Source organism: Duganella alba (genome assembly GCF_009674495.1).
In the GTDB taxonomy this organism is placed as follows: Bacteria; Pseudomonadota; Gammaproteobacteria; order Burkholderiales; family Burkholderiaceae_D; genus Rugamonas; species Rugamonas alba.
The window spans coordinates 53,227-71,585 of the sequence record NZ_WKJN01000032.1; the positions used below are offsets into that span (position 1 = coordinate 53,227).

At 65.0% G+C, this 18,359-nt stretch carries 19 protein-coding genes; 6 read left to right on the forward strand and 13 right to left on the reverse strand.

The genetic code is table 11. The features are described 5' to 3' along the window. Positions 1–9: 9 nt before the first annotated feature. Positions 10–1,182, forward strand: coding sequence for a DUF1501 domain-containing protein (locus tag GJ695_RS24265; protein ID WP_154369359.1), 1,173 nt, complete (start codon positions 10–12; stop codon positions 1,180–1,182). 2 nt (positions 1,183–1,184) lie between these two features. Here GJ695_RS24265 and GJ695_RS24270 read toward each other — a convergent pair whose 3' ends face one another. The 4 genes from GJ695_RS24270 to GJ695_RS24285 form a co-directional block, all read right to left on the reverse strand. Continuing rightward, positions 1,185–2,897, reverse strand: coding sequence for a putative bifunctional diguanylate cyclase/phosphodiesterase (locus GJ695_RS24270; RefSeq protein WP_154369361.1), 1,713 nt, complete (start codon positions 2,895–2,897; stop codon positions 1,185–1,187). A gap of 44 nt (positions 2,898–2,941) precedes the next feature. Next, on the reverse strand, positions 2,942–3,514 hold the full coding sequence (locus GJ695_RS24275) for a TetR/AcrR family transcriptional regulator (RefSeq protein WP_154369363.1): 573 nt from the start codon (positions 3,512–3,514) through the stop codon (positions 2,942–2,944). A 10-nt stretch (positions 3,515–3,524) separates the two neighbouring features. Beyond that, positions 3,525–3,992, reverse strand: a complete 468-nt coding sequence (locus GJ695_RS24280) for a nuclear transport factor 2 family protein (RefSeq protein WP_154369365.1) — start codon at positions 3,990–3,992, stop codon at positions 3,525–3,527. Between the two features lie 79 nt (positions 3,993–4,071). Then, the gene (locus tag GJ695_RS24285) at positions 4,072–4,314 is read right to left on the reverse strand and encodes a helix-turn-helix domain-containing protein (RefSeq protein ID WP_229260629.1); all 243 of its coding nucleotides are present in this window, start codon (positions 4,312–4,314) and stop codon (positions 4,072–4,074) included. A 75-nt stretch (positions 4,315–4,389) separates the two neighbouring features. On the opposite strand from GJ695_RS24285, the gene GJ695_RS24290 reads away from it, so the two are divergent. The 3 genes from GJ695_RS24290 to GJ695_RS24300 all read left to right on the forward strand — a co-directional run bounded on the left by GJ695_RS24290 (position 4,390) and on the right by GJ695_RS24300 (position 8,544). Beyond that, entirely contained in the window at positions 4,390–6,687 is a 2,298-nt protein-coding gene (locus tag GJ695_RS24290) for an FdhF/YdeP family oxidoreductase (RefSeq protein ID WP_154369369.1), read from the forward strand. Then, positions 6,684–7,157, forward strand: a complete 474-nt coding sequence (locus tag GJ695_RS24295) for a hypothetical protein (protein ID WP_154369371.1) — start codon at positions 6,684–6,686, stop codon at positions 7,155–7,157. The genes GJ695_RS24290 and GJ695_RS24295 overlap by 4 nt, the downstream gene beginning before the upstream one ends. Positions 7,158–7,377: 220 nt before the next feature. Beyond that, positions 7,378–8,544, forward strand: coding sequence for an alpha/beta hydrolase (locus GJ695_RS24300; protein WP_154369373.1), 1,167 nt, complete (start codon positions 7,378–7,380; stop codon positions 8,542–8,544). 204 nt (positions 8,545–8,748) lie between these two features. Here the strand turns inward: GJ695_RS24300 and GJ695_RS24305 are convergent, their stop codons facing one another. Next, entirely contained in the window at positions 8,749–9,159 is a 411-nt protein-coding gene (locus GJ695_RS24305; protein WP_154369375.1) for a hypothetical protein, read from the reverse strand. Between the two features lie 46 nt (positions 9,160–9,205). Between GJ695_RS24305 and GJ695_RS24310 the strand changes: the two genes are divergently transcribed. Both GJ695_RS24310 and GJ695_RS24315 read left to right on the forward strand, forming a co-directional pair. Then, on the forward strand, positions 9,206–9,550 hold the full coding sequence (locus GJ695_RS24310; RefSeq protein WP_154369377.1) for an alpha/beta hydrolase: 345 nt from the start codon (positions 9,206–9,208) through the stop codon (positions 9,548–9,550). A gap of 35 nt (positions 9,551–9,585) precedes the next feature. Beyond that, complete coding sequence (locus GJ695_RS24315) at positions 9,586–9,927, forward strand: hypothetical protein (protein WP_154369379.1); 342 nt, start codon at positions 9,586–9,588, stop codon at positions 9,925–9,927. 51 nt (positions 9,928–9,978) lie between these two features. Here GJ695_RS24315 and fdhD read toward each other — a convergent pair whose 3' ends face one another. The 8 genes from fdhD to GJ695_RS24355 form a co-directional block, all read right to left on the reverse strand. Further along, positions 9,979–10,788 (reverse strand): formate dehydrogenase accessory sulfurtransferase FdhD, encoded by an 810-nt coding sequence (gene fdhD, locus GJ695_RS24320; protein ID WP_154369381.1) that lies wholly within the window; start codon positions 10,786–10,788, stop codon positions 9,979–9,981. A 56-nt stretch (positions 10,789–10,844) separates the two neighbouring features. Beyond that, positions 10,845–11,618 (reverse strand): GNAT family N-acetyltransferase, encoded by a 774-nt coding sequence (locus GJ695_RS24325; RefSeq protein ID WP_154369383.1) that lies wholly within the window; start codon positions 11,616–11,618, stop codon positions 10,845–10,847. A 99-nt stretch (positions 11,619–11,717) separates the two neighbouring features. Beyond that, a complete protein-coding gene (locus GJ695_RS24330; RefSeq protein WP_154369385.1) occupies positions 11,718–12,266 on the reverse strand; it encodes a hypothetical protein in 549 nt (182 codons plus the stop codon). A 38-nt stretch (positions 12,267–12,304) separates the two neighbouring features. Then, positions 12,305–12,679, reverse strand: a complete 375-nt coding sequence (locus GJ695_RS24335) for a response regulator (RefSeq protein WP_154369387.1) — start codon at positions 12,677–12,679, stop codon at positions 12,305–12,307. Further along, positions 12,676–15,312 carry a hybrid sensor histidine kinase/response regulator gene (locus GJ695_RS24340; RefSeq protein WP_371866597.1) on the reverse strand — a complete coding sequence of 879 codons (2,637 nt, stop codon included), beginning with the start codon at positions 15,310–15,312 and terminating at the stop codon, positions 12,676–12,678. The genes GJ695_RS24335 and GJ695_RS24340 overlap by 4 nt, the downstream gene beginning before the upstream one ends. A gap of 4 nt (positions 15,313–15,316) precedes the next feature. Further along, positions 15,317–16,054 (reverse strand): transporter substrate-binding domain-containing protein, encoded by a 738-nt coding sequence (locus GJ695_RS24345; protein WP_229260625.1) that lies wholly within the window; start codon positions 16,052–16,054, stop codon positions 15,317–15,319. 45 nt (positions 16,055–16,099) lie between these two features. Next, on the reverse strand, positions 16,100–17,554 hold the full coding sequence (locus GJ695_RS24350) for a Ppx/GppA phosphatase family protein (RefSeq protein WP_154369391.1): 1,455 nt from the start codon (positions 17,552–17,554) through the stop codon (positions 16,100–16,102). 57 nt (positions 17,555–17,611) lie between these two features. Beyond that, positions 17,612–18,359 (reverse strand): GGDEF domain-containing protein (locus GJ695_RS24355; RefSeq protein ID WP_154369393.1); only part of this gene is annotated, 748 nt, incomplete at its 5' end.

Consider the following 18,359-nt stretch of genomic DNA (forward strand, 5'->3'; position numbering starts at 1 on the left):
AGAAGCCCGATGAAACGCCGCACCCTGCTCAAAACACTGGCCGCCCTGCCGGCCGCCTCGATGGCCGGCCAGCTATGGGCCGCGCCGGCCAGCAAGACCCGCCTGCTGTTCGTCTTCATGCGCGGCGGCTACGACGCCACCAGCCTGCTGGTGCCCGTCTCCAGCCAGTACTACTACCAGGTGCGGCCGAACATCGCCATCCCCAAAACCGCCGCGCTGCCGATCAATGCCGACTGGGGCTTGCACCCGATTCTCGGCGAGACCATCTACCCGCTGTTCACCGCCGGCCAGGTGGCTTTCGTGCCGTTCGCCGGCACCGAGGACCTGTCGCGCAGCCACTTTGAAACGCAGGACAGCATCGAGCTGGGACAGGCGCTGGACCGCTCGCGCGACTACCGCTCCGGCTTCCTGAACCGCCTGGCGTCGACGCTGAACGGCGACCGCGCCAGCGCCATTTCCTTCACCGACCAGCTGCCGCTGATCATGCAGGGCGGCCTGCAGGTGCCCAACACCGCGCTGCGCAACGTCTCCAAGCCGGCGGTCGATCCGCGCCAGGCCAGGATGATCGCCGCCATGTACGACCACACCGCGCTGTCGCAGCAGGTGCGCGACGGCTTCGTGGTGCGCGAGGACGTGATGAAGGAAGTCACCGGCGAGATGGTGGCCGCCAACCGCAACGCCGTCAGCGCCAAGGGTTTCGAGCTGGAAGCGCGCCGCATCGCCAAGCTGATGAAGGACAAATACAACATCGGCTTCGTCGACATCGGCGGCTGGGACACCCACGTCGGCCAGGGCGGCGCCACCGGCTACCTGGCCAACCGGCTGGAGGAACTGGGACGCGGCCTGTCCGGCTTCGCCCAGGAGATGGGTCCGGACTGGAAGGACACGGTGGTGATCGTGGTCAGTGAATTCGGCCGCACCTTCCGCGAGAACGGCAACCGCGGCACCGACCATGGCCACGGCAGCGTGTACTGGGTGATGGGCGGCTCGGTCCAGGGCGGCAAGGTGCACGGCGAACAGGTGCGGCTGGAGCAGCCGACGCTGTTCCAGAACCGCGACTATCCGGTGCTGAACGAATACCGCGCCATGTTCGGCGGCCTGCTGTCGCGCATGTACGGCCTGAATACCGGCCAGGTGGAGAAGATCTTCGGCACGCAAGGACGCGACATCGGCCTGGTGTAAGCCTACGGGACCAGGTGCGTTTGCAGCCAGCGGGTGGCGTCATCGGCCGACAGCGGCTTCGAATAGAGGAAGCCCTGGAAGGCGGCGCAGCCGGCGTTATCCAGGAAGGCCGCCTGGTCCTGGCTCTCGACGCCTTCGGCGATGACGTTCAGGCGCAAGTCCTGCGCCAGCTGCACCACCGTGCGCACCACGGCGTTGGCGTCGGCGTTGCCCGGCACGCCATGCAGGAAACTCTTGTCCAGCTTGATGGTGGTGACGCGCAGGGTGCGCAGATAACTCAAGGAGGAATAGCCGGTGCCGAAGTCGTCCAGCGCCAGCCGGTAGCCGGCCTGGCGCAGCTGGTCGATGACATTGCTGCCGCTGCGTTCCAACTCGATCGCGTCGCGTTCGGTGATTTCGATTTCCATCATGTCCGAGGTCAGCCCGTGGTCGGCCAGCGCGGCCTGCAACTGCGCCAGGTAGCCGGGGTCTTGCAGTTCGTGCGCGCAGGAGTTGACGCAGACGCGCAAGCCAAGCAGTCCCCCATCCAGCCAGCGCCGCATCTGCGCGCATACTTCGCGCACGATCCACTTGCCCAGCTCCGCCAGCTGCCCCGTCTCGCGCGCCAGGCTGATGGTGTATTCGATCGGCTGGCGTCCCAGTTCGCCGGGCAGGCGCAGCAAGGCTTCCACCGCCACCGCGTTGCCGTCGTGGTCGACGATGGGCTGGTAGGCCAGCGAGAAATGCTTGTGCCGCATCAGCCGCTTCAACTCGGCGTGGTGGGCGTTCTTGCGGTGGGCGATCATGTCCAGCGCTTCGGTGTAGTAGTGGTAGCAGTTGCGGCCGGCGTTCTTGGCGTGGTACAGCGCCAGGTCGGCCTTGTTCAGCAGGCCGTCGGGCGAGTCGGCGTCCACCGGGCAGACGGCGATGCCGATGCTGGCGCTGATGCGGACCTCGCGCTCGCCCAGCATGAACGGCATCGTCAGCTCGGCCAGCAGCTTCTCGGCCAGCATGCCGCCGTCGGCCGGCGACGGCGCGTCCAGTTGCAGCAGCGCGAACTCGTCGCCGCCCAGGCGGGCGATGAAGTCGCTCTCGCGGCTGGCGGCGCGGATGCGCTGCGCGGTCAGCCGCAGCAGCAGGTCGCCGGCCTGGTGGCCCAGCATGTCGTTGACTTCCTTGAACTGGTCGAGGTCGATCATCAGCAACAGCAGCAGCTGGCCGGTGCGTTCGGCCAGCGACACCATCTCCGAGCGGCGCGTGTCGAAGGCGGCGCGGTTGGCCAGGCCGGTCAGCACGTCGATGGTGGCCAGGCGGCGGATCTCGTCCTGCGCCAGCTTGCGCTCGGTGATGTCGCGCAGGATTTTCAGGTAGCCGATCGACTGCCCGCCATCGTCGCGGATCGGGGTCAGCACGCCGTCCGCCCAGAACAGCGAGCTGTCCTTACGCATATGCCAGCGGTAGTCGCCGGCGCGGTCCCAGCGGTCCGCCGTCTGCATTTCCAGCAGATGCTCGGCGTCGACCTGGTCGGCGTCGGTAAACAGGCGCACCATGCTCTGGCCGATGATCTCTTCCGGCGGATAGCCGAAGATCAGCTCGGCCCCCAGGTTCCAGCTGGTGACCAGGCTGTTGGTATCAATCGTAAAGATGGCGAAATCCCGGACGTTCAGATAAATCTGCCGCAGCAGGATTTCGGGGGCTAATGCAGGGGCGATCACGGTTTTCAGTGGCAGAGTCATGGCGCGCAGTCGAAATGAATTGGACTGCGCGCGCAGCGCCAAGTTCAGTGCCGCGTCTCCTTCAGGCGCTGCTGCATGCGTTCCAGCGCGCGCATGAACAGCTCCGGCTCGTCGGCCGCGCGCGCCAGCACCAGCGCGCCCTGGATGCCGCCGACCACATCCTCGGACAGCGCCAGCGCGCTGGCGGCGTCGCGCCCGCCGCGTTCCAGGGCGGCGGCCAGCGCCTGCACCCACTCGGCAAAGTAGGCCTGCACCTTGACGGCAAAGCGGTCGCGCTCGTGGCCGAGCGCGAACACGCCCACCAGGCACACCTTGCGGCCGGACAGGAAGTAGCGGCCGACGGCGGTGAACATGCGCTCGACGCCCTGTTCGGCTTCATCGGCGCCGACTGCGCGCAGCGGCTGGAACACCTGGTCGCGGAACCAGCCATCGATTTCGCCAAGTACCGCTTCGGCCATCTCCTCCTTCCCGCCGGGGAAGAAGTTGTAGATGCTGCCCTTGCCCAGCCCGGTGCCCTCGGTAATGCGCGCCAGGCTGGCGCCCTCGAAGCCGTAGGCGCGGAACACCTCGGCCAGCAGCGGCACCACCTCGCTGCGCTCTCCCATCACTCTTGCCATGTCTGCCTTTTTAAAAACCGAAATCGCTCAGGCCCGGATGATCGGCCGGGCGCGGCGCGTTGCTATCCCAGTGGAACTTGCGGTCGGCGGCGGCGATCGGATGCTCGTTGATGCTGGCCAGGCGGCGCTGCATCAAGCCGTCTTCCGCGAATTCCCAGTTCTCGTTGCCATAGGCGCGATACCACTGGCCGGAGTCGTCATGGTATTCGTAGGCGAAGCGGACTGCAATGCGGTTGCCGTCATGCGCCCACAATTCCTTGATCAAACGGTAGTCCAGCTCGCGCGTCCATTTGCGCTTGAGCAGGCCGATGATCTCGGCGCGGCCGGTGACGAATTCGCCGCGGTTGCGCCAGAAGCAGTCTTCGGTATAGGCCAGCGCGACCTTTTCGGCATTGCGCGTGTTCCAGCCGTCTTCGGCGGCGCGGACTTTCTGGGCGGCGGTTTCCAGGGTGAACGGAGGGAGTGGCGGACGAGTCATGGTGAGCACCTTCAAGTTAAGTTGTACCAAACGGTACAATCACTTTAAACCTGCTTCGGGCAGGATGCAAGGAAAATTTTCAAGCGAAGATTTCCGCCGCCATCTGGCGCCCGCCAGCGGTGAACTGTACGGTGCCGGTGACGCCGCCCTCGTCCAGCGCCAGCGTCACCAGGCCGGCCTCCTCCAGCATGGTCAGCTGGCGGCGCAAGGCGCTCATCGGCCGCTGCGCCTGCTTGCTCAGCTTGGCGAGCGTGCACGGCTTGTCGGGCCACTCGGCATTGATGCGCCACAGCGCTTCGAGCACGCCGGCCAACACTGTCATCACTTCGTCATCCATGGTGTTACGCTCTTTGGCTAAAATACAATATACTCGTATCAAATATTACCGGATTGCAACATGAACAAAAAGCCCGAAGGCCACATTGCACCGTACACCTATCCCGCCGCCGGCTGGGGTTCGTTGAAACAGGTGGCGATCAACCTGGTGCGCGAACGGGTCGCCGGCGGCAATTACAAGACCCTGCTCAAGCAGAACCAGCCGGACGGTTTCGACTGTCCCGGCTGCGCCTGGCCGGACCGCGAACACGCGTCCACCTTCGAGTTCTGCGAGAACGGCGTCAAGGCGGTGGCGGCCGAGGCCACCAGCAAGCGCGTGCGGCCGGCATTCTTCGCCGCCCACAGCGTCGCCGAACTGCTCGAGCAATCCGATTATGAACTGGAACAGCACGGCCGCCTGACCGACCCGATGCTCTACGACCCCGCCAGCGACAAGTACCAGATCATCGCATGGGACGACGCCTTCGCGCTGATGGCGCGCCACCTGAACGCCCTGCCCGATGCTAACCAGGCCACCTTCTACACCTCCGGCCGCACCGGCAACGAGGCGGCCTTCCTGTTCCAGCTGTTCGTGCGCATGTACGGCACCAACAACTTCCCGGACTGCTCCAACATGTGCCACGAGCCGACCAGCCGGGGCCTGCCGGGCACCGTCGGCATCGGCAAGGGCACGGTCACGCTGGAGGATTTCGAGCATGCCGACACATTGCTGATCTTCGGCCAGAACCCGGCCACCAACCACCCGCGCATGATGAACGAACTGCGCGACTGCGCGCGGCGCGGCGCCACCATCGTCTCCATCAATCCGCTGCGCGAACGCGGGCTGGAACGTTTTACCAGTCCGGCGCACCCGCTGGAGATGCTGACCGGATCGACCACCACCATCAGCACCATGTTCGTGCAGCCCAAGCTGTCCGGCGACTTCGCGCTGATCAAGGCCGTCGCCAAGCGGCTGGTGGAGCGCGACGATGAAGCGCTGGCCACCGGCGCGCCGGGTGTGCTGGACCGCGAATTCATCGCCCGCCACACCACCGGCTTCGAAGCCTTCGAGCAGGATCTGCGCGCCGAAAGTTGGGAGCTGCTGCTGGCCGAATCGGGCGTGCCGCGCATCCAGATCGACCAGCTGACCGGCATCTACATCCGCGGCAAGAACGTCATCAGCACCTGGGGCATGGGCCTGACGCAGCACAAGAACGCGCTCAAGACCATCCAGATGCTGTCCAACCTGATGATGATGCGCGGGCAGATCGGCCGCCTCGGCGCCGGCCTGTGCCCGGTGCGCGGCCACTCCAACGTGCAGGGCGACCGCACCATGGGCATCGAGGAAAAGCCGGCCAAGGCCTTCCTCGACCGCCTGCGGAAGGTGTTCAACTTCGAGCCGCCGCGCGAACACGGCCTCGATACCGTCGACAGCATCCAGGCCATGCTGGACGGCCGCGTCAAGGTCTTCTTCGGCATGGGTGGGAATTTTGCCATGGCCACGCCGGACACGCCCCTCACCTTCGAGGCGTTGCGCCAGTGCGAGTTGACGGTGCACGTGGCCACCAAGCTGAATCGCAGCCATCTGGTGACGGGCAAGCAGGCGCTGATCCTGCCGACGCTGGGCCGCACCGAAATCGATTTGCAGAACGGCGTGGCGCAGGGCGTGACGGTGGAGGATTCGATGAGCATGGTGCACATCTCCTACGGCATCAACAAGCCGGCCTCGGACAACCTGCTGTCGGAAACCGCGATCGTCGCGCGGCTGGCGCACGCCACGCTGGGCAGCGGCAAGGTCGACTGGCTCGGCCTCGGCGCCGACTACGCCGCCATCCGCGAGCTGATAGAACAAGTGTTCGACGACTTCCACGACTTCAACGCGCGCGTGGCGCACCACGGCGGCTTCCATTTGCGCGTGGCCTCGCGCGAGCGCGAATGGCGCACGGCTAGCGGCCGCGCGCAGTTCGTGCCGCATGCGGTCGATACCGACACGCCGATCCACCGCGCCCGCGCCAGGCACGGCGAACGCCTGATGGTGCTGATGACGGCGCGCTCGCACGATCAGTACAACACCACCATCTATGGCCTGGACGACCGCTATCGCGGCGTGTTCGGCCTGCGCCGCGTGGTCTTCATCAACAAGGACGACCTGGCGCTGCTGGGTTTCAGAAATGGCGAGCATGTGGACCTGGTCAGCGTGTGGGACGACGACGTCACGCGCCGCGCCGAGCGCTTCCTGCTGGTGGAATACGACATCCCGCGCGGCTGCCTGGGCGCCTACTTCCCCGAGACCAACGGCCTGGTGCCGCTGCACAGCACCGCCGACGGCGCCGGCACGCCGACCTCCAAGTCGATTCCGGTACTGCTGGAGCGGTCATGAGCGATCTGGAAATCGGCCTTCACGCCAGCATTGTCGATTCATCGACGATCGCATTATCGCAAGCGCTGCGCGCGCCGTTTGGTGCGCTTGAAGGCCGGCTCAAAGGCGAATATGGCGGCGATATGGAACACCTGTGGATCAGCATTGACCTGGTGGAGTGCACTGCCAAGGCGGACGGCACGCCGCGCCATCCCTTCCGTTTTCAGAAACGGGTATCGGGCCGCTCACGTTTCGGCCTGCCGGCCATTCCGGACAGATTCAACGTCGGCAATTTCAGCGTGCGGCCGGACTTCGCGCTGCTGGCCACGATGAGCGAGGACCAGGCGATTCCCTACGTCCTGGGACTGATTTATGAAGGAACCAGCGTACTGCTCGCCAAACAGAAAAAACTCGGCGGCTTCGACGCGCAGCTGTTCAGAGCAAGGTTTCATGCCGAATGCGCCAGCGTTGGCTATCCGCTGGATGCATGACACCCCAAAGTCAAAAGCGGGTTCAGGGTCTGTTTTTCTGCTGACGTCGCGGGAATCGCAAAACCCGCACTGCGGCGAACAGGGGTCTGACCCCGCATGGGGTCAGACCCCAACTTTTGGGGTGGCGGCATCGCTCAATCCCCAAGTGGAAATTCGTGATGATTGATAGACGGGCAAGATGTTATTCTGAATAATAGACTGAATAATATCGAGGATTTCCATGCACAAAGTTGTCGCCGCACTGCTGCTGCTTTCCACCATGACCACGCCCACCTGGGCTGCTTCTAAAAAGATCGCTGCCTGCACCGGCCCCGACGATCGGTCCGCCTGTCTGATCGAAGGTGAAGCGCCCGACCGCTCGCAATTGCCGGCGGCGGGGCCGGCAGCGTGGATCAGCGGCGACCGGCTGGTCATTTCCTGGGTGGGCGAAGCCGATGAAGTTCACATGGCCGGCAATATGCAGTTGGCCGAGTCGATGCCGCGCGTGGCGCCGGGCCTGTTTCAGTACATGGTCCGCTATCCCAAGGCGCAGCAGGCGCGGGTTCAACTGCGCTTCGTGGTCGAGAAGAATGGCGACAGCGAGATGACGCCCAAGATGACCGAACTGGTTGGACCGGAGGCGTTTGCGATCCTGAGCAATGGCGATATCAAGGAAGAGACCATGGTCTTCAGCCCGCAACAGCCGGAAGTGCATGTCTGGCTGCCACCCGGCTATCGGCCCGGGACGCGCCTGCCCATTCTGTACCTGGCGGACGGCGGCTGGACCAGCCCTGGCGCCTGGCTGACGGAGCCGATCCGCCGTGGCGAGATCCCGCCGCTGATCGTGGTGGGCATCGAGTATGGCCCTAAAGGGCAGATGACTTCCGATCTGCGGATGGTGACCTATCTGGGCGATACGGAAGTGAAGGGCCAGTTGGAGCCGGAGTTCGTGGCGCATGAGCGCTTCCTGCTCGACACGGTGATTCCGGCCATCGAGGCCAAATATGGCGCACCGCCCGAGCGGCGGCTGCGCGCGGTGGGTGGGGCGTCGAATGGCGGCGTGTGGGCGGCATCGATGGCCTTGCGCAATCCTGGCGTATTCGGCACGGCCTTTGTCATGTCGCCGGGCGTGCCGCCGGCCCAGCACGGCGCGGCGCGGCCGTTGTCGCGGTTTTACGTGTCGGCCGGCGATCTGGAACCGTCGTTCCGCCGGAACGCGCGCTGCGTGGCGCAGGACATCGTCCAGCGCGGCGGCGTCGCCACCTTCGCCACTTACCCTTCCGGCCACGACTACTGGATGTGGGGCCGCATCCTGCTGGACAACACGCGCGACTGGCTGAACCCACATCCCGCCGCGCTGCCCGCACGCCAGATCGATTCCTCGTCGACATGTGCACCTACAACCTGATTTTTGCCAAACTGGGGCCGGCCTCGCAGATGACGCCAATACGCTATGTTCCACCGCCCGGCCTTGCCGCCGATTTCCGTGCTGCCGGAGCGTTGGTGACCACACCCCAAAGTCAAAAGCGGGTTCAGGGTCTGTTTTTCTGCTGACGTCGCGGGAATCGCAAAACCCGCACTGCGGCGAACAGGGGTCTGACCCCGCATGGGGTCAGACCCCAACTTTTGGGGTGGCGGCATCGCTCAATCCCCAAGTGGAAATTCGTGATGATTGATAGACGGGCAAGATGTTATTCTGAATACTAGACTGAATAACATCGAGGATTTCCATGCAAAAAGTTGTCGCCGCACTGCTGCTGCTTTCCACCATGACCACGCCCACCTGGGCTGCTTCTAAAAAGATCGCTGCCTGCACCGGGCTCGAAGATCGGTCCGCCTGCTTGATCGAAGGTGAAGCGTCCGACCGTTCGCAGCTGCCGGCGGCAGGGCCGGCGGCACGGATCAGCGGCGACCGGATGGTCATTTCCTGGGTGGGCGAAGCCGACGAAGTCTGGATCAGCGACAATACTATCTCAGTAATACGAAAGTGAAAGACCAGCTGACACCGGAGTTCGTGGCGCATGAACGCTTCCTGCTCGACACGGTGATCCCGGCCATCGAGGCCAAATATGGCGCGCCGCCCGAGCGGCGGCTGCGCGCGGTGGGGGGGGGCGTCGAATGGCGGCGTGTGGGCGGCGTCGATGGCCTTGCGCAATCCCGGCATGTTCGGCACGGCCTTTGTCATGTCGCCGGGCGTGCCGCCGGCCCAGCACGGCGCGGCGCGGCCGCTGTCGCGGTTTTACGTGTCGGCCGGCGATCTGGAACCGTCGTTCCGCGACAACGCGCGTCGCGTGGCGGAGGACATCGTCCAGCGCGGCGGCGTCGCCACCTTCGCAGCCTACCCTTCCGGCCATGACTACTGGATGTGGGGCCGCATCATGCTGGATAATACGCGCGACTGGCTGAACCCGTAGCCGGCGATTTTTAACTGCACGACAGGAGAGGTCCGATGCTTGATATCGAGGCGGAAAAGAGGAAAGCGGTTCAACTGGAATATCCCGAGCTCTTCGATGCGCTCTCATCCCTGCTGTTCAAGACTGACCCGATGAGCATCAATTTTGAAACGAACACGGATGAGTACGAACCAGAGGTCGGGACCATCATTCCCCGACTAAAGCTTGCCCAATCTGAAACCGATGTGCAGCAGATAGTTCACGAAGAGTTTTGCCGATGGTTCACCAGCCAAGCCGCCGGATCGACAGAAAAATACCGCGGCATCGCTGCTCAAATTTGGGCGGAATGGCGGCGATGCCAGTCAAACACCTTAATCATCGAAACGCCGGCTGATTAGGGCCGCCACAAACCGGAAATCGCCGCCGGCAGAACCGCGGCGCTAAAAATCTCAGGTGTACTCGACGCAGCTGTCGTGGCGGCAGAAGCTGACCAGCTTGATGCCGGCTTCGGCGGCGATGTCGATCGCCAGCGTGCTGGGAGCGGAGATGGTGGCCAGCATCGGGATGTTCAGGCGCGCCGCCTTGCGCACCAGTTCATAACTGGCACGGCTGGACATGAAGACGAAGCCGAGCCGCATGTCCACGCCGTCCAGCGCCAGATGGCCGATCAGCTTATCCAGCGCGTTGTGGCGGCCCACGTCTTCGCACACGCGCAGCACGTTGCCCTGCGCGTCGCACCACGCCGCCGCGTGCACGCCGCCGGTGGCGCGCATCAGCGCCTGGTGCTCGCCCAGCTGCGCCGCCACGTTGGCGATCGCCGCTTGCAGCGCGCCCTCGGCATGCAGCGGCGCGGCGTCGATGCGCTCCGGCTGCAAATCCAGCAGTTCCAGGCTTTCGATGCCGCATACGCCGCAGCCGCTGCGGCCCGCCATCGAGCGGCGCTGCTGCTTGAGCTGGACGAATTCCTGGCTGGCGATGGTGATGTCGATTTCGAAGCTGCGCGCATGCTCGCGCACTTCAATGTCAAAAATATCAGAGCCCTGGGCAACCAGGCCTTCGGTCAGGGCAAAGCCCATGGCGAACGGCTGGAGATCCCGCGGGGTGACCATCATGACGGCATGCGAGATGCCATTGAATACCAGCGCCACCGGCACTTCCTCGATAACGCGGTCGCTGGTGCGCGTGTCGCTCGCGCCCTTGTGGCGCGTGACGGGACGCTCCTGATAACCCGTTTTGTCCGACTCCAGATCCAACTTCATGACTGCCCCGCGAAATAAGCACAACGGCTTATTTTACACGGGGCTGCACAGGCGCGTCAGGCGGCCAGCTGTTCGCCGTTGACGCCGTAGTGGCGGGCGTAGCGCGAGTCCAGGTTCGCCAGCGGCATCAGCAGGAACAGGTCGGCGCTTTCGAAATCAGGATCCCAGGCCGGTTCGCCGCAGATCCAGGCGCCCGAGCGCATATAGCCTTTCAGCAGCGCCGGCACTTGCGGCTTTTGCGCCGCTTCCAGCTTGGAGAACGGGAACGGCAGGTGCGGCGTGACGCGGTATTCGACCGGGGCGATGTGCTTGGCCGCCAGTTGCTGGTAGACGGCGACGGCGTTGTGGCCGCCATCGGCCAGCGAGATGCTGGCGCAGCCGACCAGGAATTCGGCGTTCTCGCGGCGCATGTATTCGGCCAGACCGGACCACAGCAGCATGATGACGCTGCCGCCACGATAATCAGGATGGATGCAGGCACGGCCCGCTTCGACCACACGGCCGCGGATGTTGTTCAGGCGGCCCAGATCGAACTCGCCTTCGGAGTACAGGCGGCCCAGTTTGCGGGCGCGCGAGGCGCTCAGCAGGCGGTAGGTGCCGACCACCATCAGGCTGTCGGCATCGCGCACGATCAGGTGATCGCAGTGTTCGTCGAATTCGTCGCTATCCAGGCCGTCGGCGCTTTGCAGGGCGCTCAGGCCCATGCTTTCAATGAACACCTTGTAGCGCAGGCGCTGGACTTCACGCAGTTCTTCCGGCGTGCTTGCCATACTGAGTACCAGCTTGCCGGACGTTGCTCGGACATCCGCTTGTATGATCGAGGTTTGCATGCTTCATCCCTTTTGTGTGGAAGACGAAGCAAGCGTAACGATCGAATACTTCAGGAAAATGACAAGGAAATGTCATTTTCGTGACGTGTTGTTTTTTAATCAGGCCTTCTTCGGACGGCCGGTTTTCAGCTGCGGCAGGCCGGCCAGCACGTTTTTCAGCGTCGCCAGATCGATCTGCGAGATCAGCGCCACGCCAATGCGCAGCAGTTCGCTTTTCTTCACTTCGAAACCGGCTTTCAGGGCGGCTTTCTTCACCTGGCCCAGCACCGCGTATTCGGCTTCCGGCATGGTGAAGCTGTCGCGCACCAGCTTTTCCTTGTGGGCTTTGACCTTGGCTTCCGGCGCGGCGACCGGCTTGGCGGCCTTTGGCGCGGCTGCCTTCGGTGCCGCCTTCGGTGCTGCCTTTGGAGCGGCTTTCGGTACGGCTGCTTTCGGCGCGGCTTTCGGCGCCGCCTTCGGTGCGGCCGCCTTTGGCGCTACAGCCTTGGCAGGTGCGGCGGCTTTCGCTGGCGCCGGCTTGGCGACGGCTTTGCGCGCGACCGGTTTGACTGCCGGCTTGACGGCGGCTTTCGGTGCTGGTTTTGCTACGGCCGGTTTGGCGGCAGCGGTTTTGGTGACGGTGGTTTTGGTGGCAGGTTTGGTCGCCATATTCACTCCAGGTTATTCAACAATATAAACAGTATATATCATTTCAGATGCGCCGCCACACGCGCGAATAGCAAATCGGGATTCACTGGCTTGCGCAGGAAGTCTACAGCACCGGCGCTGCGGCCGATCGCTTCGTCTTCCTGCAGGCTTTTCGCGGTGAGGAACAATACTGGAATTGATGCACTCGCGGCGTCGGCCTTGAGCCGCTTGCATGTTTCAATCCCGTCCATGTCGGGCATCATGATGTCCAGCAGGATCAGGTCCACCCTGGAGGAAGCCACGATCTGCAAGGCCGTCGCCCCGCTGGTGGCGACCTTGGTGTTGTACTTGTCCTTCAGCAGATTGGACAACAAGGTGATGTTGTCCGGCGTGTCGTCGACAATCAGCACCGTCGCTCGATGAATCGAATTCATACTCCCTCCAGATTTCCGATGGCGTCCGCCAGCAGCTTGCCGGCGGCCTCGAATTCATATTGCTCCATGTGGTGATCCAGCCGCGCCATGAGCTGCGGCGACAATAATGTGGCCAAAGACCCACGCGCACGCTCGAAATAGTCGGTGCTCTCGCCGCTGAAGTCCGCCACCAGCGCCGCCAGCTCGGTCAAGGCCTTGCGCGCGTCGGCCGCGCCTTGCACGCTGTCCGGCAGCGGCGCCACCGGCGGAATCACCTTCATCGACATGCCCAGCCAGCGTGACAGGGCGCTGTACAGGCGCTGCGGATCGATCGGCTTGGTGATGTAGTCCTGCATGCCCTCTTCCAGGCAGCGCGCCTGCACGCCGGCCACCGCGTGCGAGGTGACGGCGATGATGGGCAGCTCGTTGAAGCGCGCGTCGGCGCGCAGCAGGCGCGTGGCTTCGTGGCCGTCCATCAGCGGCATGCCGAGGTCCATCAGCACCAGGTCGTAGGCGCGCGGGCCGGCCTCCATCAGCCGGTCGACCGCCTCGCGGCCGTCGGCCGCCACCTCCACGTCCAGTCCTTGCAGTTCCAGCAGCGCGCGCGTCACCTCCTGGTTGTCGGCGCTGTCCTCGGCCAGCAGCACGCGCGCCGTGCGGCGCGACGCGCTGTCCGGCGCGGCGTCGCCGGACGGCCCCTGGTGCACGGCCGACTGCACCGACAGCGCCGCCGCGTCGGACAGCGCCAGCGCCAGCTCGAAATGGAACGACGAGCCGTGATCGACCTCGCTCTGCACGTCGATGTTCCCGCCCATCAGCCGCACCAGCTGCTGCGAAATCGACAGCCCCAGGCCGGTGCCGCCGTACTGCCGCGTGGTCGAGCCATTGGCCTGGCTGAAGGCGCGGAACAGCCGCGATTTCTGCTGCGGCGTCATGCCGATGCCGGTGTCGCGCACGGTGAAGCGCAGCAGCACCTTGCCGTCGGCGGCCGTGCCTTGCAGCTCGCAGCGCAGTTCCAGGCTGCCTTCCAGCGTGAACTTGACGGCGTTGTTGACCAGGTTGATCAGCACCTGGCCCAGGCGCAGCGGGTCGCCCACCACGTAGCGCGGCACGCCCGGCCCCACTTCCACCACGTAGTTGAGCTGCTTGTCGGCGGCGCGCTGCGCCGTCACGCTGCTGACGTTGGCCAGCACGTCCTCCAGCGCGAACGGGATCGCCTCCACCTCCAGCCGCCCGGCCTCGATCTTGGAAAAGTCCAGGATGTCGTTGATGATGCCCAGCAGCGTCAGCGCCGCGCGGTGGATCTTGCTGATGTAGTCGTGCTGCTTGGGCGTCAGCTCGGTGCGCAGCGCCAGGTAGGCCATGCCGATGACGGCGCTCATCGGCGTGCGGATCTCGTGGCTCATATTGGCCAGGAACTCGGACTTGGCGATGTTGGCCGCTTCGGCCATCACATTGGCCGTCACCAGTTTTTGCTCGCGCTCGCGCCGTTCGCTGATGTCGCGGATGAAAGCGCAGAATTCGTAGCTGTTGCGCTCCTCGGTCCTGACCTGGGTGATCGCCAGCTCGATCGGGAATTCCTCGCCGTTGCGGCGCAGCGCGTAGACTTCGATGCGGGTATCGAGCACGCCGCTGCTGACGCCCGTCAGGTAGCGCTGCATGCCGCGCTTGTGCTCATAGCGGAAGCGCGGCGGGATGATGGTCTTGTCCAGTTCCAGGCCCACCGCCTCCTCGCCCTTCCAGCCGAAGATCACCTCGGCCTGGCGGTTCCAGCCGACGATGCGGCCGTCCAGGTCCATGCGCACCACCGCGTCGAGCGCCGTGTCGACGATGGTTTGCAGCTTGGCCTGGCTGTCGCGCGCCTGCTGGATGCTGCGCGTCAGTTCCGCCGTGCGGTCGGCGATGCGCTGTTCCAGCTGGCCGTTCAGGTCGCGCAACTCGCGTTCGGCGTCGCGCAGCCGAGTCAGCGTGTCGCGGAAGCGCAGCACGGCGTCGGACAGCCGCCCCACCTGGTCTTCGCGGCCGATGCCGGACAGCTTTATGTCGGTCTCGCCGCGCGTCAGCTTTTCCAGGCCGGTCCTGATGTCGGCGAACGGCCGCGCCGCGCGCCGGCCCACCACGAAGATGGAGAACACGATGCCCAGCGCCAGCAGCAGGTTGGCGGCCACGGTGTTGACGATCTGCCGGTTCAGGTCGGTGTCCATCTGCTGGCGCGAATACGCCAGGTCGATGGCGCCGACCGGGTAGCTGCGGCGGGCGTCGCTGAAGGCGATCTCGCGCCGCACGCGGATCGACGCCACCGGTTCCTTCATCGGCGACACGTAGCTGGCCAGTTCGGCGCCGCTCGGGCCCAGCACGCGCAGCACCAGCACTTCCGGCGTGGCGCCCGAGGCGTCGACCACGCTGTTGACGGCGGCGCTGTTGATGTCGAACAGCGGCCGCGCCAGCGCCTGCGACAGCACCGCCGCCAGCCGTTCGGCGCGTTCGTGCAGGTTCTGTTCGGCCTCGCTGCGCAGGGCCTGCATCACATAGGTGGTGTAGATGGCGGTGGAAATGGCCACCGCAAGGAAGATGCCGAAGCCGAGGCGCAGCAGGATGTTGCGGCGCCAGGCCAGCCGCAGTTGGGTCAGCGGTCCGCCGCCGTCGCTTAGCACGTGGTCAATGATGGACTCCTTGCGCCTCCGCCAGCTTGCGGTAGGCCGGGCTGTTGCGGGCCTGTTCCACCTCGCTCCAGATGCGCGCCGCCAGCTGCGGCTTCGACGCCACCAGCGCGTGCGACAGGATCAGGAAATACGGTTTCTCGATGATGGGAATCGGCAGCTGCTCCAGTTGCGCGCCGAGCGGACCGCGCATCAGGCCGGCGGCGTCGCTGCCGCCCAGCGCCGCGGCGGCCAGCCGGCCGGCGATCAGCTTGCGCGCCAGTTCGTCGGCGCGCTGGCTGCCCTCGTCCACTTCCAGGTTCTGCGCGCGCAGCACGTCGCCCACCGAGTAGCCCAGCTGGAAGCCGATGGCGCCGTCCAGGTGGCTGAACTGCTTGCCGTCCCACGCCACCTGGCTGCCCTTGCGACGCAACACCACGTAGGTGTCGGTGTGCATGCGCTTGGTGGCGTCGACCTCCTGGCCGCCGGGATATTCGCCCAGCTCGCGCCGGTCGGCCTTGTAGCTGACCGCGAAGGCGCCGTCGACCGCGTTGGCCTTCAGCTGCGCCAGGCAGCGCTTCCACGGGATGCTCTGGAAATCGAACTGGATGTCGAGCCGCTGCTCGACCATCTTGAGCAGCGCGAAATTCAGGCCGCCACCCTTTTCGGTGCGCCACGGCTTGACGTCCTGCGCCTCGTAGCACAGGGTGACGGTATCCCGGGCCGCAGCCGCCACCGGCGACAGGACTAGCAACATGCAAGCGCAATAGCGAGTAATCCTGTCGTGCATGGCGTCTCCTGTTTAGCCGCTGGTCCGGATCAGGAAGTCTACACCCACTTCATCCCATTGCTCCTGTTCCTTCTCCAGCCAATAGGACAGCGTGGGATGCTGGGCCACCCAGTCGCGCTGGATTTCCAGCTCGATGCGGCTCTTGAAGCGCAGCTTGATCTGGGTGAAGTCAAGGTCGATACGCGAGTGCATGAACAGCACCGCCAGCCGGAACGCCACGATGGCCTTGGCGAAATCCGTTTCGGCCAGCACCTCGGCCACCTTGCGCAGGTTGCCCTTGTGGGCCACGATCATGCCGCTCATGGTGCGCTGCTCGCGCGCGGTAAAGCCGGGCAAATCGGCGTTTTCGATGATGTAGGCGGCGTGCTTGTGGTAGCCGGTGTGCGACACCACCATGCCCATTTCGTGCAGCAGCGCGCTCCAGTACAACAGGCGGTTGTACTGGTCGCCGGCCGGCTTGGTCTGGGCGTACAGCGCCATGGCATCGACCGCGACGCGGTTGGCGCGCCGTTCATCGACGTGGAAGCGCTGCACGCAGGCCTGCACCGACTGTTCGCGGCGATCGCGCTTGGTCGAACGCAGGTGCAGGTCCCACATCACGCCCATGCGCAGGCCGGCCTCGATCGGCACCACCACCGGGATGTCCAGTTCGCGCACCAGGCCGATCAGGATGGCCAGGCCGCCGATGATGGTCGAGGCGCGGTCGGCCTTCAGGCCCGGCATGTCGATCTTGCTGACATGGCCGCATTCGATGAAGCGCTGCTTGAGCGCCTCCAGCGACTGGGCGTTGACCTCGCGTCCCAGGCCGTTCTTGAGGATGATGTCGGCGATGGTGCGCGCGGTGCCGGAGGAGCCGTAGCACTGCTTCCAGAATTGCGGGTGGTACGGCGGTGCGGCGTCCTCGAAGTGGCTGCGCGCCGACAAAATGGCCGCTTCGAACGACGGGCCGTCGACCCGGCCGCCGATGAAGAACGACAGGCTTTGCTTGACGGTGCCGACGCTGAACGATTCGACCTTCTCGATTTCCGGCCCGCGCCCGAGTATCAGTTCGGTGGAGCCGCCGCCGATGTCGATCACCAGCCGCCGTTCGCCGGGCAGCGCCACGGCGTGCGCCACGCCCATGTAGATCAGCCGCCCTTCTTCCTCGCCGGAGATGATCTCGATCGGGTAGCCGATCGCCAGTTCGGCCGCCGGCAGGAAGGCGGCGGCATTGCGCGCCACGCGCATGGCGGAGGTGGCGACCACCCGCACCGCATCGAGCTTGTAGGCCGCCAGCACGGTGCGGAAGTTCTTCAGGCAGTTGAGGGCCGCCTGCATGGCGGCCGGCGTCAGGTTGCCGTCCTTGTCCAGCCCTGCGGCCAGGCGGATCGGCTCACGCACGCTTTTCAGTACGCGGATGACTTCCCCATCGTGCTTGCCGATGTGGAGGCGAAAACTATTGGAACCCAGGTCGACGGCTGCGTACATATATTTGGAATCTGTCTAAACGATTTACACTATTATAAGCACGATAGGCTTAGTTTGTTACAACCGTATGACTTCAGCTTCCGCGACGCGATTGCGGCCGGCCTGTTTGGCCGCCTGCAGCGCCTCGTCGGCGCGCTTGAACAGGCTGACGGTGCTGTCTTCGGCGCGGATGGTGGTCACGCCCAGGCTGGCCGTCATGTTGATGATGGCCTTTTCCGCCTTGACCGGCAGCGCGGCGACGGCGTGGCGGATGCGCTCGGCCACCATGCTGGCGTCCTCCAGCGAGGTGCGCGGCAGCAGGATGGCGAATTCGGCGCCGCCCAGGCGGCCCATCTGGTCGGAGTCGCGCAGCTGCTTCTTGCAGACGTCGACCATGGCTTTGAGCACCACGTCGCCGGCCGTGTGGCCGTAGCTGTCGTTGACGCGCTTGAACTGGTCCAGGTTGAGGATGATCAGCGCGGTCGGCATGCCGGGACGGCGCGCCAGCGCGATCCACGGCGTCAGCGCGGTGTAGAAGCCGCGCCGGTTCGGCACGTCGGTCAGGGCGTCCACCACTTCCAGCCGCGCCAGCTCGCCCTGCTCCTGCTCGCGCGCCAGCAGCAAATAGCCGAAGGCGTTGCCGAGCATCATGAGATACAGGGCGCCGAGGCCAACCGCCTGCACCGCGACCGGATTGAGCCAGCGGCCGCCGTCCGGCGCCAGCGACAGCACGCCGCGCGCCAGCACCGCCGCCGTCAGCGCCAGCATCAGCAGCACCAGGTAGCGGCGCAGCAGGCTGCCGCCGCGCCAGCCGCGTCCCAGCGCG

What these genes read in the sequence shown, in the direction of transcription:
- GJ695_RS24265 (WP_154369359.1), top strand. Translation starts at nt 10, where the DNA reads ATGAAACGCCGCACCCTGCTCAAAACACTGGCCGCCCTGCCGGCCGCC.
- GJ695_RS24270 (WP_154369361.1), bottom strand. Translation starts at nt 2,897, where the DNA reads ATGACTCTGCCACTGAAAACCGTGATCGCCCCTGCATTAGCCCCCGAA.
- GJ695_RS24275 (WP_154369363.1), bottom strand. Translation starts at nt 3,514, where the DNA reads ATGGCAAGAGTGATGGGAGAGCGCAGCGAGGTGGTGCCGCTGCTGGCC.
- GJ695_RS24280 (WP_154369365.1), bottom strand. Translation starts at nt 3,992, where the DNA reads ATGACTCGTCCGCCACTCCCTCCGTTCACCCTGGAAACCGCCGCCCAG.
- GJ695_RS24285 (WP_229260629.1), bottom strand. Translation starts at nt 4,314, where the DNA reads ATGACAGTGTTGGCCGGCGTGCTCGAAGCGCTGTGGCGCATCAATGCC.
- GJ695_RS24290 (WP_154369369.1), top strand. Translation starts at nt 4,390, where the DNA reads ATGAACAAAAAGCCCGAAGGCCACATTGCACCGTACACCTATCCCGCC.
- GJ695_RS24295 (WP_154369371.1), top strand. Translation starts at nt 6,684, where the DNA reads ATGAGCGATCTGGAAATCGGCCTTCACGCCAGCATTGTCGATTCATCG.
- GJ695_RS24300 (WP_154369373.1), top strand. Translation starts at nt 7,378, where the DNA reads ATGCACAAAGTTGTCGCCGCACTGCTGCTGCTTTCCACCATGACCACG.
- GJ695_RS24305 (WP_154369375.1), bottom strand. Translation starts at nt 9,159, where the DNA reads ATGCGCCACGAACTCCGGTGTCAGCTGGTCTTTCACTTTCGTATTACT.
- GJ695_RS24310 (WP_154369377.1), top strand. Translation starts at nt 9,206, where the DNA reads ATGGCGCGCCGCCCGAGCGGCGGCTGCGCGCGGTGGGGGGGGGCGTCG.
- GJ695_RS24315 (WP_154369379.1), top strand. Translation starts at nt 9,586, where the DNA reads ATGCTTGATATCGAGGCGGAAAAGAGGAAAGCGGTTCAACTGGAATAT.
- fdhD (WP_154369381.1), bottom strand. Translation starts at nt 10,788, where the DNA reads ATGAAGTTGGATCTGGAGTCGGACAAAACGGGTTATCAGGAGCGTCCC.
- GJ695_RS24325 (WP_154369383.1), bottom strand. Translation starts at nt 11,618, where the DNA reads ATGCAAACCTCGATCATACAAGCGGATGTCCGAGCAACGTCCGGCAAG.
- GJ695_RS24330 (WP_154369385.1), bottom strand. Translation starts at nt 12,266, where the DNA reads ATGGCGACCAAACCTGCCACCAAAACCACCGTCACCAAAACCGCTGCC.
- GJ695_RS24335 (WP_154369387.1), bottom strand. Translation starts at nt 12,679, where the DNA reads ATGAATTCGATTCATCGAGCGACGGTGCTGATTGTCGACGACACGCCG.
- GJ695_RS24345 (WP_229260625.1), bottom strand. Translation starts at nt 16,054, where the DNA reads ATGTTGCTAGTCCTGTCGCCGGTGGCGGCTGCGGCCCGGGATACCGTC.
- GJ695_RS24350 (WP_154369391.1), bottom strand. Translation starts at nt 17,554, where the DNA reads ATGTACGCAGCCGTCGACCTGGGTTCCAATAGTTTTCGCCTCCACATC.